At 39.1% G+C, this 17,955-nt stretch carries 15 protein-coding genes and 1 tRNA gene; 6 read left to right on the top strand and 10 right to left on the bottom strand.

The window, feature by feature from the left end; all coding sequences use genetic code 11:
• Positions 1–14: 14 nt before the first annotated feature.
• The 4 genes from pnp to SanaruYs_RS16860 all read right to left on the bottom strand — a co-directional run bounded on the left by pnp (position 15) and on the right by SanaruYs_RS16860 (position 4,785).
• Complete coding sequence (gene pnp / locus SanaruYs_RS16875) at positions 15–2,177, bottom strand: polyribonucleotide nucleotidyltransferase (RefSeq protein WP_127123768.1); 2,163 nt, start codon at positions 2,175–2,177, stop codon at positions 15–17.
• A 101-nt stretch (positions 2,178–2,278) separates the two neighbouring features.
• Complete coding sequence (gene rpsO / locus SanaruYs_RS16870; protein WP_127123767.1) at positions 2,279–2,554, bottom strand: 30S ribosomal protein S15; 276 nt, start codon at positions 2,552–2,554, stop codon at positions 2,279–2,281.
• Positions 2,555–2,637: 83 nt separating this feature from the next.
• A complete protein-coding gene (locus tag SanaruYs_RS16865; RefSeq protein WP_127123766.1) occupies positions 2,638–4,317 on the bottom strand; it encodes an LptF/LptG family permease in 1,680 nt (559 codons plus the stop codon).
• A 66-nt stretch (positions 4,318–4,383) separates the two neighbouring features.
• Positions 4,384–4,785: an START-like domain-containing protein gene (locus SanaruYs_RS16860; protein ID WP_127123765.1), complete on the bottom strand. Its 402-nt coding sequence runs from the start codon at positions 4,783–4,785 to the stop codon at positions 4,384–4,386.
• Between the two features lie 133 nt (positions 4,786–4,918).
• On the opposite strand from SanaruYs_RS16860, the gene SanaruYs_RS16855 reads away from it, so the two are divergent.
• Positions 4,919–4,992, top strand: a tRNA-Met gene (locus SanaruYs_RS16855).
• A gap of 132 nt (positions 4,993–5,124) precedes the next feature.
• On the opposite strand, the gene SanaruYs_RS16850 is transcribed toward SanaruYs_RS16855, so the two are convergent.
• Positions 5,125–6,186 carry a serine hydrolase domain-containing protein gene (locus tag SanaruYs_RS16850; RefSeq protein WP_127123764.1) on the bottom strand — a complete coding sequence of 354 codons (1,062 nt, stop codon included), beginning with the start codon at positions 6,184–6,186 and terminating at the stop codon, positions 5,125–5,127.
• 806 nt (positions 6,187–6,992) lie between these two features.
• On the opposite strand from SanaruYs_RS16850, the gene SanaruYs_RS16845 reads away from it, so the two are divergent.
• Positions 6,993–7,514, top strand: coding sequence for a HEAT-like fold family protein (locus tag SanaruYs_RS16845; protein ID WP_127123763.1), 522 nt, complete (start codon positions 6,993–6,995; stop codon positions 7,512–7,514).
• Between the two features lie 27 nt (positions 7,515–7,541).
• Positions 7,542–8,396, top strand: a complete 855-nt coding sequence (locus tag SanaruYs_RS16840) for a DUF3667 domain-containing protein (RefSeq protein WP_160118699.1) — start codon at positions 7,542–7,544, stop codon at positions 8,394–8,396.
• A 130-nt stretch (positions 8,397–8,526) separates the two neighbouring features.
• Here the strand turns inward: SanaruYs_RS16840 and SanaruYs_RS16835 are convergent, their stop codons facing one another.
• Both SanaruYs_RS16835 and SanaruYs_RS16830 read right to left on the bottom strand, forming a co-directional pair.
• Entirely contained in the window at positions 8,527–9,819 is a 1,293-nt protein-coding gene (locus SanaruYs_RS16835; protein WP_246011931.1) for an ABC1 kinase family protein, read from the bottom strand.
• An 8-nt stretch (positions 9,820–9,827) separates the two neighbouring features.
• On the bottom strand, positions 9,828–10,505 hold the full coding sequence (locus SanaruYs_RS16830) for a TetR/AcrR family transcriptional regulator (RefSeq protein WP_127123760.1): 678 nt from the start codon (positions 10,503–10,505) through the stop codon (positions 9,828–9,830).
• A 132-nt stretch (positions 10,506–10,637) separates the two neighbouring features.
• On the opposite strand from SanaruYs_RS16830, the gene SanaruYs_RS16825 reads away from it, so the two are divergent.
• Positions 10,638–11,741: a hypothetical protein gene (locus tag SanaruYs_RS16825; RefSeq protein ID WP_127123759.1), complete on the top strand. Its 1,104-nt coding sequence runs from the start codon at positions 10,638–10,640 to the stop codon at positions 11,739–11,741.
• A gap of 242 nt (positions 11,742–11,983) precedes the next feature.
• Positions 11,984–12,283 (top strand): hypothetical protein, encoded by a 300-nt coding sequence (locus SanaruYs_RS16820; protein WP_127123758.1) that lies wholly within the window; start codon positions 11,984–11,986, stop codon positions 12,281–12,283.
• 9 nt (positions 12,284–12,292) lie between these two features.
• Here the strand turns inward: SanaruYs_RS16820 and SanaruYs_RS16815 are convergent, their stop codons facing one another.
• From SanaruYs_RS16815 to SanaruYs_RS16805, 3 genes are all read right to left on the bottom strand, one after another.
• Positions 12,293–13,195, bottom strand: coding sequence for a histone deacetylase family protein (locus SanaruYs_RS16815; RefSeq protein WP_127123757.1), 903 nt, complete (start codon positions 13,193–13,195; stop codon positions 12,293–12,295).
• A gap of 62 nt (positions 13,196–13,257) precedes the next feature.
• Positions 13,258–13,707, bottom strand: coding sequence for a hypothetical protein (locus SanaruYs_RS16810; protein ID WP_127123756.1), 450 nt, complete (start codon positions 13,705–13,707; stop codon positions 13,258–13,260).
• Between the two features lie 113 nt (positions 13,708–13,820).
• Positions 13,821–16,925 carry an ATP-binding cassette domain-containing protein gene (locus tag SanaruYs_RS16805; RefSeq protein WP_127123755.1) on the bottom strand — a complete coding sequence of 1,035 codons (3,105 nt, stop codon included), beginning with the start codon at positions 16,923–16,925 and terminating at the stop codon, positions 13,821–13,823.
• 168 nt (positions 16,926–17,093) lie between these two features.
• Between SanaruYs_RS16805 and SanaruYs_RS16800 the strand changes: the two genes are divergently transcribed.
• Entirely contained in the window at positions 17,094–17,846 is a 753-nt protein-coding gene (locus tag SanaruYs_RS16800; protein WP_127123754.1) for a LolA family protein, read from the top strand.
• Positions 17,847–17,955 lie beyond the last annotated feature (109 nt).

The raw sequence follows: 17,955 nt of genomic DNA, 5'->3' as shown, positions 1-17,955 counted from the left end.
TTTAGTTTTTAACGTTAGTTTGGTGTAGAAGTTGGAGCCGGAGCGCCATCTTTCTTTTCAGGTTTTGGCAAAAGAACTTTTCTAGATAGACGGTATTTACCGGTTTTCTTGTCTATTTCTACCAATTTAACCTGCAATTCTTCTCCTACTTCAAGCACACCGTCCATTGTTTCAAGACGATCCCACTTAATTTCAGAGATATGCAGTAATCCATCCTTGCCAGGCATGAATTCCACGAATGCACCAAATTGCACAATTGATTTAACTTTTCCAGTATAAACTTCGCCTACTTCAGGAATAGCCACGATGCCCTTAATACGGCCCACAGCCTTATCCATAGACTCCTTGCTTGTAGCAAATACGCTTACAACGCCTTTGTTACCAACTTCTTCAATTACTACAGTTGCGCCAGAAGTCGCCTGAATATCCTGTACAACTTTACCACCTGGGCCTATTACCGCACCAATCTGATCTTTGTCAATAGTTATGGTTACAGCACGTGGTGCATGTGGCTTAAGATCTGTATTTGGTTTAGTAAGTGTTTTCTTCATCTCATTTAAGATATGAAGACGACCTTCTTTGGCTTGTAAAAGGGCCTCACGAAGTGTTTCGTAAGTAAGACCATCTACTTTCAAGTCCATCTGGCAGGCAGTAATACCTTTTTCAGTACCGGTAACTTTAAAGTCCATGTCACCCAAGTGATCTTCATCACCAAGGATATCAGACAAGATTGCATACTTACCGGTGGTGCTATCTGAGATCATACCCATTGCAATACCTGAAACAGGACCGCTAATCGGAACACCGGCATCCATCAGAGCCAAGGTACCGGCACAAACAGTTGCCATAGAAGACGAACCGTTGGACTCGAGAATATCAGATACAACACGAATGGTGTAAGGGTTTTCGGCATCAGCCGGAATTACCTGCTTTAATGCACGTAAGGCCAAGTTACCATGACCGACTTCACGTCTGCCTGGGCCACGATTTGGCTTCACTTCTCCGGTAGAGAAACCAGGGAAATTATAATGCAAGATAAATTTGTTAGAGCCTTCAAACATAGCACCATCAATCATTTGCTGATCGAGCTTAGTACCGAGGGTAACCGTTGTTAAAGATTGTGTTTCGCCACGCGTAAAAATAGCCGAACCGTGTGCTGAAGGAAGATAATCTACCTCACTCCAGATATCGCGGATCTGATTGGTTTTACGTCCATCTAAACGCAAACCTTTTTCTAACGTAAGGTTACGTGATGCCTTGTTTTGAATCTCGTGGTAATATTTTTTAACTAATGATTTATCGATTGTAGAATCTTCAGGCAATGAGGCCAGGTATTCTTCTTCTACTTTATGGAAAGCATCTGAACGCTCGCTTTTGTTAGCGGTTAGTTTACAGGCTACTTCATAAGCCTTAGGATATAAAAGATCCCAAAGTTGTTTTTTCAAATCTTCATCATTCTTCTCGTGGTTGTAAGTACGCTTGGTTTCCTTACCAAGCTCCTTTGTCAACTCCACTTGAAGTTTGCATTGTTCTTTGATAGCTTCATGGGCTACGCGAAGGGCTTCCACCATATCTTCTTCGCTTACTTCTTTCATTTCGCCTTCAACCATCAACAATTTATCCATTGAAGCAGCTACAATCAGGTCGATGTCCGCAGTTTCTTTGTCTTTTAAAGTCGGGTTAATTACAAATTTGCCGTTGATACGTGCAACACGTACTTCAGAAATAGGACCATCAAAAGGTATATCCGTTACAGATAAAGCTGATGAAGCTGCAAAAGCAGCTAATCCATCAGGTAAAGCGTTTTCATCACCAGAAATTAACGACAATGCAATTTGCACATCTGCGTGGTAATCGCTTGGAAAAAGAGGACGTATAGCACGGTCTACTAAACGACTAATCAGGATTTCATAATCAGAAAGCTTGCTTTCGCGCTTTAAAAAACCACCGGGAATTTTACCGGTTGCTGCAAATTTCTCTTGATAATCAACAGAAAGCGGAAGGAAGTCTATGCCTTCTTTTGCTTCATGGTTGGCTACTACGGTAGCTAAAATCATGGTGTTACCCATGCGTAGTACAACAGCACCGTCAGCCTGACGGGCTAGTTTACCTGTTTCGATAGAAATCTCACGTCCATCGGGCAGCTTGCAGGTTTTTGTTATTACAGTTGGTTTCATACAATTTAGGATAATTTAGCTGTTTTAAGTATAAAAACAGCATTGTTTAAAAACACAAAAAGGGAACCTTGAAGGGGTTCCCTTAATGGGTTTTGTTTTTATTACTTGCGGAGGTTTAGTTCGGCAAGAATCGCTCTGTAGCGATCGATATTGGTGCTCATTAGGTAGCTAAGCAATCTTTTACGCTTACCTACTAACTTTATAAGACCTTGCTGTGAAGCGAAATCTTTCTTGTTTTCTTTCAAATGTGCTGTGATGTGGTTAATGCGGTCTGTAAATAACGCAACCTGAGACTCAGGAGAACCTGTATCTTTTTCAGATTTGCTAAAACCGTGCTTCTTGAAAATTTCCTTTTTGCTGGCAGATGTCAAAATCATTGCTTTTTCACTTTATTCAGGCTGCAAAAGTAGTGAAAAACATTATTTCTACAAGCAATTTACCTGAAGGATAGCCTTTTAAGTCAATTTTTCTTTGAAAATTTTGTTTTTAGCTTGTCTAAAACCACCATATAAAAGTCATTTTCAAATAATCGGGCATCTACCCTTGCCTGTCGCAAGAAAAACAGACCTATCCATAAGAGTATAAAATCAGCTGCCCAAACCCCACTCCAGGCACTAATAGCCCCATTTTTTGCCCATTTCTCACCTTGCATGGTAAGCAGGTAAAAAACGATGAAGAAGAGGATAGAGACCAAAAATGGCACGCCCAACCCTCCTCTTTTAATAATAGCCCCCAAAGGAGCGCCAATCAAAAACATAACAATACAGGCCAATGAATTAGATAAGATTTTGTGCCACTGCACTTCAAACACCGTTCTGCCTTTTACATAATTATCTTCATAATCTTTGCTGCTGGTGATCTGATTCTTGGTTTGCCGTGCATAGTTGGCGGCAGCTTGTACGTGATCACGTGTAAGGGGTATATTCAAGAGACTATCAATATTAAGTTTCGTAGAATCATTGCTAGCCAGCGGCTGCACTACTTTTGGTTTGAATGTTCTGTTTTTCCTGGCACTACTTACAGCCTTAGGGTTGCTTTTGAATTTATTAAAAGTTAACTGATTCTTTTTGGCTTTAATTTCCAAAGCAGAAGCACTGTCGGTAGTTGCTGCAATAGCAGTAGCCTCTAGTTTAGCATTTTCAATTTTTGCTAATGAGTCTTTATACAGATCGAATAAAACTAACTCTTCCGGTAATGCAATGGTGTCGTGACGCTGATAATAAACAAAAAAAGTTGGCCTGGATTTATAGTAACTGAGGCGTTGCCCTAATACCAAACCATTAACAGAGTCAATATCACTCTGCAACTCACCCATGTTCCTCATCATTCTGTCGCTTTGGAACCATCGCTGATCTGTTCTGCTTAAAGCAAAAGACGACAAGTCAAAAACTACCTGCAATCTTGAAAATTTTGTGCGGCTAAGGGTTTCCTGAGGTGCCTCATTTTTTTTGCTTTGACCAGTCATGTCACGCTCTGTGGACGATCCTTCATCATAAAAATATCCGTTAAACAATTCAAGCTTTAGATATTGTTCATTATTAAACGTTGACATTCTTCCAGAATCAGCAACCGTAACTTGCTTATTACCATCATTCTTTCGGTGATCATAAATAATAACACCTTTTAAAGCGTCATCATCTTCAGTAAATTTCTCATTAACCTTAATACTTACATCAGGGATACCGTTGTAAAAGATGCCCTCTCTGATTTCCAATGCTGGTTTTTTTTGTTTGATGTCATACATTAAACTATAAGCTTCCAGTGCTGCATTGGGCACCAAATAATTGTTGGTATAAAAAGCTATGCTGGTTAAAAAGAGTACAAAAAAGAATATAGGTCTGAGTATTCTGGTTAATGAAACGCCTGAAGCCTTAATAGCTGTTAGTTCGAAATGTTCACCCAGGTTACCAAAGGTTATGAGAGATGCCAACAGTACGGCCAAAGGCATGGCAATGGGCATCATAAAAATACCAAAGTAAAAAAGCAATTGTCCAATAGTTGCCCAATCAAGTCCTTTACCAATAATATCATCAAAATACTTAAGCATGTGTTGCATTAGTAAAATGAATACCACCACTAAAAATGTGAGGATAAAAGGACCTATAAATGATTGGAGAATGAACTTATCGAGTCTTTTCATGCGCAGCTATGAGCAAGCTTTACGCCAAAGATACAGGATTGTAAAAGAATCGGATATTAAAGGATGCTATCCACCCACAATTTTTTTAAGATCGCCCACTAAATCATCCCACAAATCGTGCAATTCCTTTTGGTCATCAAAGTCAGAATAGTCGGCTATATGCAGGTAAACTGTCTGGGTAAGGTCGTTGGTTTCCACTTTGAACTCTAAGTATGCAGGATCATTTTCATCCCCATCATCTTCAGGCAGGAATTGAAATTTAACTGAGTGGTTAACGCGGTGTGCAACCTGCATGGCTTTATGCTCCTCATTATCCCACAAAAAAGTAAGCGTCTTATTCTCGTTGTTTATTTTTACATCATCACAGAACCATTCAGCCAGACCACTGGCAGTCTGCAGATATGGATAGAGCATCTTCGCTGACGCGTGAAATTCGTAATCGGTCGAAAAAAGTCTTTTTGCTCCCATATCTTAGGCGATGTGCTGAAATTAAGACTTTTTGCTTAACACCCAAAATATAAATCACATAGTATCTGAAAGTATTAAGATAGGTTTGCGTATTAAAAATCCTTCTGCTAAGTTTGCGCTCCCAAAAACGAATGGCGCGGTAGCTCAGGTGGTTAGAGCGTTGGATTCATAACCCAAAGGTCGGGAGTTCAACTCTCCCCCGCGCTACAAGTATTAAAAAGCCTGAAATCAAAATGATTTCAGGCTTTTTTTGGTTTGAATAGTCCCCTCCAGTTCTATTAGTATAGCAGTAGTTTGTCAATCCAGTTTTCGTAATATCGGTGCTTTTGTATTTACTACTTATTTTTGTAGTTCTTGCTCAGCTTTTTCTTTTCTCAGAATCTTTATAATGCGGTTGTAGATTGATTCTGAAACAGTCCACTTGTTTCCACCACTTGTATTTACAAACTGAATAACCACCGCGTCAATGTCTTTATGGTAGCGTGCGATACTCTGGTAGCCTGGTAGCAGGCCGGTGTGACCATATTCATAAATTGATGAATATATTTTTTGTTCATCACCGCTCAAGAGCGAACCATCGTTCAATGTTCTCACGAATATTCCGACATCCTCAGCTGTCGCTATCATCGATCCTCCAGGCGATACAAAATCAAGTCTCTTTACATCACCTTTGAAATGGGAGTCGTATCCACTGACAACCATGCTGGTGTCAACTTCGCTCATTCGTGCAAAAGTATGCGTTAACTCAAGCGGATCTAAAATTTCCTTTTTGATATATTGTTGATGATCATATCCAAGTTTCCTATCAAGAATCTCTCCGATCAAAAGATAATTTGTGTTAGAATAATCATGCCGTTTGTCGGGTTTAAATTTTGCGGGCTCGTCCAAAACCAGATTAAGGACTTGACTGACATCCGAAGGCGGCTTGCCCCAGGGGAACTCCTTATCATCAATCCAATCGGGGATGCCGCTACGGTGTTGCAGTAACATCCGCAGCGTAATCTTGTCGGCATTTTCAATTCTTCCTGTAAGTTCAGGTACGAGATTGGAGAGAGTGTCATTCAGGAATAGCTGGTGGTTAGCGATTAATTTGGCAGTAGCCGCAGCAATGTACAACTTGCTGATGCTGGCGATCTTGAACAGTGCATATGGATTCGCTGGTACTTTCTTCTCTTTATTCATCCAACCGGCTGCATAAAACGCAGGCGCTTTACCTTGCTGATTTACATAAACGATGATTCCATCCAATTCATGATGTCTAACGTCATTCACTTGCTCCTGAACAGTATCGGGGAGAGGTTCCGCCCAGGTCCAGACGATTTCCCAGGGTATAAAAATTAAAGTACAGATTATGGCTATAATAGGCATAATCATTTTTAGTAATCTTTTTGAGGATTTCATCCTGTAAAGTGATCCATTGGGTGAATAACTTAAAAATGTCGTTTGCTTGCTTGAACAAAATTAGCAATCATACTGTATGTTCAAAATCCAAAAATAGGAATCGAAATCATCCTGTATCTTTGCATGGACTTGATAATCTTTGTATTTGAAGAATGTCGGACATGAAAAGGTTCGAAATGGATACCCTCCAGTCTACAAAGGCCCTGATGTAAAAATCAGGGCTTTTTTATTTCCTCATATTCCGTTTTAATCAACAAATACCAAAGGTTGACAACTCAAAAATCATCCTTGAGCGTTCTATTCAGCCAGTAAGGTGATATGTTAAGCTGCCAACACACAAAGTAAATTCTCTCAATTATTAAATATTTTATGGCAGCGGCCGGGCTCATCCGCTGCAATCTTTTTGCCCAGCGCTGAATACCCTGCTGCAAAAAGGATTTTCGCTGCGATCCCTGCTGTGGCAGTAGTGAAGAATTGACATAACTGTTCATTAGGAGAAGCAGAGATATATAAACGAGTTTAAATCACAGAGCACACAGAGGTTCGCAAAGATTAAGTAATACGCTCCTCCAAATTTGTAATTCGGAAGCTCTATACATTGGGTCTGCGACCCAAACCCCATTTGCAGCTTTTAGATTCATAAACCCTTGATACCAACTAATATCGGATTAAAAATCCTTATATAAGGTTTCCGAATTACAAATTCGGAAGAGCAAGAGCCACAAAGAGCAAAAAGAGCAAAGCCCCAAAAGAATTTTATCAAGCGTCTATGTAAACCTCAAGCATTTTCGTTTCTTCAATCTATTATGAATCTTGAAAAAGCACTCACCGCTCCCTATTCTCAGTCAGGTGTTCGCAAAATTGCGAACTATATCGGTGAGGATACAGTAAAATTTAAATTACTGGTTGATCAGGTGCTAAGCATGGACAATAAAAAGATGCAGTTAGCTGCAGGCAGCATGAGTATCTGCGTTGAGCATAATCCACTTCTACTTAAAGGCTATGTCAAAAAATTAATCAAGGCTGCTTCTGCTAGTTCGGCTACTGATAGTCTGAAAAGAAATGTGCTACGTGCATTGCAATTTGTTCAAGTACCTGCCAAGGATCAGGGAATTGTTGCTGACTATTGTTTTGATGCACTTGCCAACAGAAAAGAGGCCATTGCCATACGGGTTTTTGCCATGACGGTACTTGGTAACATAGCCCACGAGCATCCGGATTTAAAACAAGAGCTGAGATTACTACTGGAAAGTGAGCTTTCTATTGGCAGTGCCGGATATGTGTCTCGCGCTAAAAAAGTATTAAAGCAACTCAACCACAGTAAATAAACACTGGAAAGATTTGTAATTTGGCACGTGGATCAAGCATTAACCGAAAAGCATACTTGTAAAAATTGTGGCCATGAATTTACAGGACTTTACTGCAACTTATGCGGTGAAAAAGTACTGCAAGTAAAAGATAGGAAATTTAAAAGTTTTCTTGGCAGCGTTATCATTGCTATAACCTTTGCTGATAATAAAGTGATTCAAACACTTTGGCTTGTTATCCGTAATCCGGGATTTCTTTCTAAGGAATATATTAACGGTGTAAGGGTTAAATACATAAAACCATTACAACTCTTTTTTATTCTTAACCTGGTTTATTTTTTATTTCCGGTTTTCCAGCTATTTAACTCTTCACTGTATACCCAGATGTACTTGTTGCCGCACCGGCATATGGTGAGAGAGATGGTGCTTCATAAATTGGCTAATTCAAATTTCAGTTTACAGGCCTACACATTAATGTACGATGCCAAATCTCAAAGCCTGGCAAAATTGCTAATTGTGATGTTTATCGTTTTTGCCTCTCTCCCATTATCTCTCATTTTTAGAAAGAAGAAGATTTATTTCACCGACCATACAACCCTCGCTGTCGAGTTGGCTATTTTCAATATCGCTATCAACGCCATTTTGCTTAATCTGATTTTCTGGTTACTCAATTCACTATTGAATTGGTCTGGTTCGGGCTGGATAAAATACCTGGACGACTTCGCTATTACTGCCATTTTTATTGGAAGTAATCTTTATTTTTTGTGGCGTGCATCACGCACTTTCTATGGAGATCGTAAGCGCATGCTCTCTTTTAAAGTACCGCTGGCTTTAATCGGGCTTTATGCAGCATTAGAAATGTATAGACTAATGCTTTTCTTTATTACCTACTGGCGTACGTGATTATCAAACAATTTCATTTAGTTAAGCCTGGCCCTGCCTTTGCCGAAACGGCTACGTGAAGGCAGGCTCACATCCGATCCTATCCAAAGGAGAGGATGAATAAGGAAACTTAACCAAGCGAATTAGATTATCAATAGGCAGTATTTACAGTCGCCTTCAAGTCGTGCAAAATGTTGTACAAACCAAAGTAGGTTCTATTAATGTAAAGGGCATCCTTTACCCCTCTCGCTTTTTTGGATTTTCTTAATTCCTTCATTCCTGATATTTCTTCTCCAAAGGCAAAGATGGTATCGAAGTAAGCTTTATCAGCAAAATCGAAAGTGGATGAACGGAAAGGTTTACTCAATAACACCACCAACTTTGTAAAGATATCCATGAAGAATTCTTTTTCTTTATCAGTGTCATCAGGATAGATGAAACGTAAATCATAAAAAGCTTTTTCTAAACGCTTAGTATCATCTATCAATGTCGGATCAAGCAACTGAAAATATTTAGCATGAAAATCTTCAGTCATCACTTTCACACAACCAAAGTCAATAATGCCTAATTTATAATCAGGTGTTACTAAAAAATTACCTGGATGCGGATCGGCATGCACTGCTTTAAGCGTATGCATCTGGAAGTGGTAAAAATCCCACATGGCCTGACCTAATACATTTCTTTGCTCCTGAGGAATTTCATGTTTCAACGTTTCTCCCAAAGGTTTTCCGTCTATCCAATCCATGGTCAGGATTTTTGGACCAGAAAATTCTGGATAATAGTTGGGGAAGATTACGTTTTTAATTTTTCCTGATTTAACAGAAAGGTCGAGCGATCTTTTTAACTCAAGATCGTAATCAGTCTCTTCCAACATGCGTGCCTCGACTTCTTGAATATAGTCGTCATACTCAGAAGCATTAAGCTCAAACATGCGCAAAGCAATCGGCTTCACCATGGCCAGGTCTGATTTTACACTGTCCCCAACCCCAGGGTATTGAATTTTAACGGCCAGGTTCTTACCATTTTTTACAGCTTTATGCACCTGACCAATAGAGGCTGCGTTGGCTGCAGATTTTGAGAAACTGTCGAATAGTTGATCAGGATTTTTACCAAACTGCCTTTGAAAAGTTTTAACTACCAATGGATAAGAAAGCGGTGGCGCTGAATATTGTGCCATGGCAAATTGTTGCTGGTATGCAGACGGCAAGATGTTTTTATCCATACTCAACATCTGTGCAACCTTAAGGGCACTGCCTTTAAGCTCGCTTAACGATTTATAAATGTCTCTTGCATTATTCTGATGCAGGTCATCTTTGTTTGATTCGCCTGTTACCAGTTGCTTTCCATAATGCTTTAAATAGTTGGCACCAATTTTTGCACCTGTTCCTATAAATTTCCCTGCGCGCTGTACCTTGCTAGTAGGTATACTCTCCTGCTCCTTCATGTTGTGGTTTATGCGTATGCTTTGGCCTGGTATAAAAATTTTAGAAAATCAATGGCGGAGTCGATGGCACCTTTACCAATTAAATCGAAGGCCAGGTTAATAGATTTTTCAACAAAGGCATCTGTTTTTTCAAAACCTTTACTGTTATCATCCTTCCAAAACATTAAGAAGAAAGTCATGTGAATCCAAAACAGATTGGGATAGCGTTTGTCGACAAAAGGACGTTTGGCCACTTCTTCGCGGCTAATCCCCTCACCTATTATCTGCTCCACAAAACTTTCAAAAGATGTTTTAAAGTCTTTTATGTAAGCTGGGTTGAATTCCGGGAATTTATGATGCTTCGTTACAAGCAGAATATAGCTTCTGTTTGATTTAAGTACTTCCGCCAAGGCAAAGTAGAAGGTGAGCAACTTTTCTCTGGCACTAAACTCAGCGAAAGCAGCATCTGCATTCAATTTTTGTAAGGTAGAAGTGGCAAATGCCTTCCAAATAGCCTTGTCAATGGCATCAAAAGATCCAAAATGATCATAGAACACTTCTTCTTTAATGTCCAGGGCTGCGCAAAAAGAGTAAATTGAAGCTGGCTGCTTACCCTCTTTTAATAGATGGTGCTTATAGGCTTCTAATATGGCCTGGTCATCGATGGCCTTGCTGGTTTTTTTCTTAGACGACTTTGTGGATTCCATGCTTTTTTAACAATATTGGAGCATCAATGTTTTGACCCCGCAAAAATAATGCGCTGCTTAAGCCTTCTCCTACTGCTCGTTGCTCACATCAACCTTTCTGGTCAAAACCGAAAACCTGTCGTCAGACCAATCGTGGTTAACACATGTGAAACTGTTAGCAACGAAGCCATACAACTTATACCCTACTATCTGGAAGTAAATAATCTGGATTCCGCGGCTTACTACACGAAGATTTGGGAAGAAAAATGCGGTAGAAATAAGTTTAATGAACGTATCAAACTTTTGCTTTCTATTGAAGACGATTCATTTACACAATTTATGATTGACTATTCTGCGTATGTATTCCTACTGGATGACCTTGCAGACCATCAAATCAACCAATTGATCGATACTGTTTATCAAAATCCGAACAATTTTTATAATCAGTACTACAATCCGGCAGATCTTATTCTCTCATTTGATGAAGCTAGTCGGACTTTTTCCAAAAAATTGTTGCAAAAGCTCACAAACGATGGAATGAGTTTATGCGATTTGAGATACCAACTTCTGACACTATATGCCGGTGAGGTCGAAGCTTTTCAACAAAGTATAAATTCACCCCAATGCAGTGACGGTCGTTTACCACAATTGATTAATCAACTTATAGATAACATTAAAAGCAAAAAACTTGTTCATGTAGCCCTCAGCACTGGTGTTTGGATTCCAACAGGAAACGTATCAGTTCTGGGTGCTCATCCTAGCATAGGTTTCTTATTTGGTGGAGGAACTGAAAAGTACACCTTCGATTTAAGCGCTGAGTTCAGGTTTATCAATTCAAAGAATAACTACACAACTCGCTACCAAGGAAACCTAATCACTACAGATTATTTCTTTGGTGGCTTTGCCGGCCTTAACGTAACCAGAACTATGCTTAGCATTGGCAAATCAAATCTTCACGTTGGTATTGGGGCAGGTATAGATGGTATTGATGTTGTGGAGAGTGATACTGACAACGATATCGATGGAAAATCTATACTATCATTTAATGCTAATGCAGGTGTAGGATATCGTTATATTAATGACAAAGGATCATACTCAGGAATTGATGTTCGTTATAATTTTGTTCAATATGATAATTATCCGGGCACCTCATTTTCAGGAAATACAATTTCAGTCAGACTCACTTTTGGCCTGATTGCCAATGACAAAAGAAGAAGGCAATTAAGTGACATTAACCGCTTATTCGGGAATCTATGACAAACAGCATTAAGAAAACTGTCTTCTTCTTTTTTATAGTACTTCTATTTTCTCAATGTGGCATTTTTGGGTCTCGGAAAACAATATCTTCAAAAGCCTCGCGGCCAGTTAAGAAAGTTGCGCTTCTTCTTGTAGCCGAAAATGATCCCTTTCTACAAAACTCGAGCGATGCATATAGGACTATTTTTATAAAATCACTAGCAGAATCGTTTGTGTCACAAAAAGAGTTTGACTTTATGATCATGGACAAGGAATATGTAATTCCGGAAAACGATGATATGGAAAAATCATTGATTGGAGTGGAGATGAAAGATTATGATGCCTATATCTTATGTTACCACAAAATGCAATCCGGATACAATCACAAAGTTTGGTTTGAGGTTTTTGAAACAAATCCTGTTAAACATCTTATTACTACTTCTCATTCTACCCGGTTGGGAAATTCTTACTTTATGCCACCCGGCCCATATGAAACTTTGATGGATGCTACTAAAGGAGCTTTTGATATTCTAATGAATAATTGGCATAAAATAAGTAGTTAGTCGTTTCTTTCAGAAGAAAATCTCCTGTGCTAATCGGTAAGTATTGGCGTGTGCTTCAATAATATCTCTGAAATCCGGGGAGTAACCACCGCCCATACTTACTACAATTGGAGTTTTTGTTTGCCTTGCTATGTTTAATACAAACTTATCACGCTTTTTACAGCCTTCTCTGGTTAACGCTAATCTCCCAAGTTTATCTGTAGCCAATACATCTACACCCGACTGATAGAAAATAAAATCAGGACGTTCATTATTCATTAATTCCTTAAGGTGTCTGTCAAGCAATATCAAATAACTTTTATCATCCGTATGATCAGGCAGGGCGATATCTAAATCTGATTTTTCTTTATGCAAAGGATAATTATTCGCACCATGCATACTAAAGGTAAATACTCGGGGATCGTGTTGAAAAATTTGTGCTGTACCGTTTCCCTGATGTACATCCAAATCAATAATCAATATCTTTTTAACTAGCTGATTGTTTAAAAGATAATTAGCAGCCAATGCCATGTCATTCAATAAACAAAACCCTTCACCCCTATCAGTAAATGCGTGGTGGGTGCCACCGGCAATATTCAAGGCTATCCCATGTTGCAAACTAAACTTCGTACAATCAATGGTACCCTGCGCGATAATAATCTCACGATCTACTAACTCACGCGTTAAAGGGAAACCCGTGCGCCTGATTTCCTGATTACTTAATTCAAGATTTTTAAGTCTGTGCCAGTAATCTGCGTCATGCGTTTTTAAGATTTCTTTTTCATCAGCGGGTGCAGGTGCGAAAAAATTATCACCACTAAGTGTCCCCTCATGTATAAGCTGTTGAGGTAAAACCTCATACTTACTCATGGGAAACCGATGATTAGGTGGTAAAGGAAGAATGTATTTTTCGGACCACGCAACTTTTAGCATAAGGCAAATAAAAAGACCTGTGGTATATTAACTCCACAGGTCTCTTTTAGTTTTAAAAACTATTAATGATTGTGCTGATGACCGCCACCGCCATACCAGGCTTCTTGTAATTCATGAAACTTGTCATGAAGTGCAGTTAGAGAAGTGCCAATCTCTTCATCCGTGCCTGTTGTTACCAATTGAGCAAGTGCATCACTGCCTGATTTTAACTCCTGTAACTTGGCCTTTATTTCGTCATTGTTTACTTTTTCGGGAAGAGGAGCGTTAACCCAGGTTTCCGCTGCTTTTACTAAATCAGCAGCCTGAGCCTTAACAGGTGCAAGGTTGGCAGAATCTTTAAACGGGTGGAATGCTTCTGCCATTGCAAAGTGATAAGCATCCATTTCAGGCCACTCATCTGCAGCTGCAGTTTCGGTTTCTTCAGCAGCAGAAGCTGTCTCTTCTTTTTTACCTGAGCAAGCGGCTACAAATACAGCAGCTAATACAAATAGAATTAATGTTAGTTTTTTCATGTGCAAATAGTTGGTTTTTAATTGTAAAATGGAGTACACCAAGCTAACATTTTGTTGCGCTAACCAAGTGTAAACATTGGTAATTGGTTATGAAACAAAAATACAAAACACTTTTAATCCCTAACACGTCTTTTGCCATATTTTAGCCAATTCTCGACACGAATTATGAGACGGTGCAGCAGGTCAAAATATAGGGTTAGGAACAAAAAGCAGGTCATAGACCAAATCACAAGGATATTGAACACAAAAGTATCGTGTGTGGCTCCTGCGAAGTACTTTGTGGGCTGATAAAGATTCGCGGAGAAATCGAGGTAATGTTTCGGCTTATGTTCATCTGCATATATCGGATATATTTTTTGGTGTAACTGACCGCGAAATTCTACGATTCTGTCTGGTGTTGATATATTTTTTACGGCATCCATCACTGTCTGATTTTGATAATGCAACTTCGTCTCTTCAAAAAGTGCAGCCTTTTCGGGTGTACTTGTCAGTGCCATCACCATTTGTTCTTTTTGATCTTGAGCCTTGTCTTTTTTATTACTGTAATACCGTTTCAAAGCGCTTAAGAAATTAACAGTATTGCGGTGTAACAATGAATCAAATGAGCCTATAGCTATTTTATCAGCTTCAGCGAATTTATCTTCACCGATCCAACGGAGTTCATTTTTAATTTCATCGCGCAACAAGTTCATGGCAGCTGCCACATCCGTTCTGTTTTCGTTGTACCAACCTTCTCTGTGATTTAGAATAAATGAAAGTCTTGATTCCAATTCTGGAATGAGGTAAATGCGTTTGTACTCGGATAAGGCCGCTTCTTTATCCAATTCATAGAATTGCGCTTCAAACGGATTATCCCTGAACTGTGTCACCATCATCGCTTCGAAAGCCCAACGAGAAGCCATCATTTCACCGATTACCGGCACACCTACTGGCTTTCCAACGCGAGGATTAAATTTATCGAAGTTGATTACCACACCACTTAATAACAATTGTGGAATAACCAATAATGGAATTAAAATATAAATGGTTACTGCAGAATTGAATGAAGCCGAAATGTTTAAGCCTAACATATTGGCAAAGCAAGAACAGGCAAAAAGCACAAACCAATAACGCAATTCTGTAAAAGGAATTTCTAACACCAGATTACCAACCACTATGAAAAGAAATGTTTGAACAGCCGATATGAAAAACATAATCAATACCTTAGACGAGAGATAGCTGCTTCTGCTGAGATGCAGAAACTTTTCACGTTTCAGAATTTTGCGGTCACGGAAAATTTCTTCCGCACTCATGGTTAGACCAAAGAAGAGTGCAACAACAACACTCATGAAAAAGTATACCGGAATATTCTGGTTCTCGTAAAAGCTATAAACAGCCTCCTCGCCTTTTAAAACATTGTAATACTTCACCATATAACTGATGAACAATGCTAATAAAGGTGCTTCCAACAGGTTGATAAAAAAGTATTGTTTATCAGAAAGCTTCGACAGGACATCACGCTTAACAAATACCTTTAACTGTATGAACCAATTGGGTATTTTCTGAACAACCGGTAAGCTCTCCGTTGTATGAATTACCTTAGGAATTTTCGTCTTTTGCTTAAAGTACTGATACCACTGGCCCGGTGAAACTTTTCTGGTAGTGGTTAATCTACCATACTCATTTACCACCTTAGTTTCAATAATGGAGAATATCTGCTCCGGGTTAATATTACCACATTCAGGGCAGGCACCCTGATCGCGATTGGTGGCATTTACGATATTTCTAAAGTACAAAACTGCCTCAACCGGATTGCCATAGTAAATCTGAAACCCTCCCACATCCAAAATCAGCAATGAATCAAAGAGTTTGAAAATATCTGATGAGGGTTGGTGGATTACAACAAAGATCATTTTCCCTCTCAGGGATAATTCTTTGAGCAAGTCCATGATGTTTTCAGAATCGCGTGATGATAAGCCCGAGGTTGGTTCATCAACAAACAGCATAGCGGGTTCCCGTAATAATTCCAAACCGATATTAACGCGTTTACGCTGCCCGCCACTGATGGTTTTATCCATTGGCGAGCCTACTTTCAAGTCGCGAATTTCTAAAAGACCTAACTGAACAATTGTCTTATTAACTATTTCTTCAATTTGCTCATCTTTATAAGCACCAAAGCAAAGCTTCGCTGCATAAAATAAGTTTTGATAAACACTCAGCTCTTCATGCAACAGGTCGTCTTGCGGAACGTAACCAATAATCCCCTGCACCTTTTCCGGATGCGTGTGTATATCTATGCCATTAACAAGTACTTGTCCGCTGGAAGGCCGTTCAGTGCCATTAAGTACATTAAGTAAGGTTGATTTACCTGAACCACTGGCTCCCATAATGCCAATGAGTTTACCTTCACGTTCGGCAAGGTTAATATTTTGTATAGCGGCTCTTCCGCTTTTAAAATGATAGAATAGGTGGTCTGCTGTAAAAGTGATGGAGGTTTGTGTTTGTCCAACCCTAAAGCGACCAACAACGTCACTATAGTAAATTGTTTCTATTTTATCACCGCGTATAGTGCTACCAGCGGGAAACACTTCAATTTTTCTACTCTTTAATAATATACTATTCAGGTAAAGTCCTGAAATACCTAAATACTTAATCAGATACGTCTCAACATCAGTCAGATACAAAACAGCCACCATACCGTTAATATTCTTTTCGGTAATGCGTGGGCCCGGATAAGGTTTTTCATCAAGACCTTCATCAATAATCAAAACATTTTTAGAGGCCAGTTCATCAATATCCTGACCGGTTACAAAATCCTGCAAGGCTGTAACATCACTTTGCTGTATTTTAAGTGCTTGCCCAATATAAAAAATGAGATTACCCTGCCTTTCAGAAATTTCGAAGTCAACATAAACAAGTTCTATTATCTTGACGATTAATACTAGCTTCTGCTGAACGGTTAATGCCTGATTAACCTTTTTGGCAATCTCCATTATTTTAGCCCAGTCGCCAACAAACTCTTGCGTGGCTTCATCCATGGGAATAGCCTCACCTGCAATAGCCTTTAACTCATGCTGTGCACAATAATTATCGAATAGGTCAAGATAGTATTGAACAGCCTCCCTGTTGAGATGCTGTCCCAGGAATTCCTTTACTTTAATACGTTCATCATCGGTAATCCTCTCGCGCGCAACAATGGCAAAAAGTTGTATCACCGCTTTGAGCAGTTCTTCACTCATGTTTGGAAAATCTCCTTAAATTCTTCCAAAATAGGGAATTATGCCGAAACCTTAGGTAGAATTAAAAGTTAAAATTTCAAATTGTTTTCAGTGCTTAATGCATCTTATCTTAATACCCTGTAATTTTCTAGTCGATAAACCGACTTACTAAACACTAAAACCCAAATTATGAAACACAAACTACTCACAGCTATTGTTTTAGGCTTTTTCGCCTTTACAGCCAATGCCCAAACTGCAGATGAGATCATCGCAAATTATTTTGAAAATACTGGTGGTCTTGAAAAATGGAAAACTATTGAAGGCATGAAGATGTCGGCAAAATTAAATCAAGGGGGTATGGAAATACCGTTAGAGATCATTCAATTGAAAGATGGCCGTCAGGCAACCATTATTAACTTACAGGGAAGGGTTATCAAACAAGGTGTATTTGATGGCACAGATTTATGGTCTGATAATTTTATGACCCAGAAGGCAGAGAAAAGCGATGCTGAAACAACAGAGAATTTCAAATTATCTATTGGTGATTTCCCTGATGTGTTTTTGAACTATAAAGCAAAAGGCTATACAGTAGAGTTAGCAGGTAAAGAAACAATTGAGGGTACTGAAACCTTTAAAGTGAAATTAACCAAAAAGCAAATTAAGGTTGACGGACAATTAACTGATGATGTAAGCTTCTATTATTTTGACACGGAAAACTTTGTACCCCTTGTTGTTGAAGCCGAGGTAAAGTCAGGTCCGGCAAAAGGTCAGGTATCTCAGATTAAATTCAGCGATTATCAAGAAGTTAGCAATGGCGTGCTTATGGCTTTCTCTTTAGCGCAAGGTGTAAAAGGCGGTCCAAGTCAGCCAATAGCGGTAACAGCTATCGAAGTCAACCCAGCTGTTGACGCAGCTACCTTCAAATATCCAGAGGGACAATAAACTTTAAAAACTGCAGAATATACCTGCAGTTTTTTTTTGCTTCTACATTTGATGATTCCACTTAATAATTAATAAGTGACATCATTTATACGTTTGCTTCTAACTGAAT

It is taken from the genome of Chryseotalea sanaruensis (genome assembly GCF_003990915.1).
Lineage (GTDB): Bacteria > Bacteroidota > Bacteroidia > Cytophagales > Cyclobacteriaceae > Chryseotalea > Chryseotalea sanaruensis.
The sequence above is the reverse complement of the archived record's forward strand: the minus strand, read 5'-3'. Positions and strand labels throughout refer to the sequence as shown.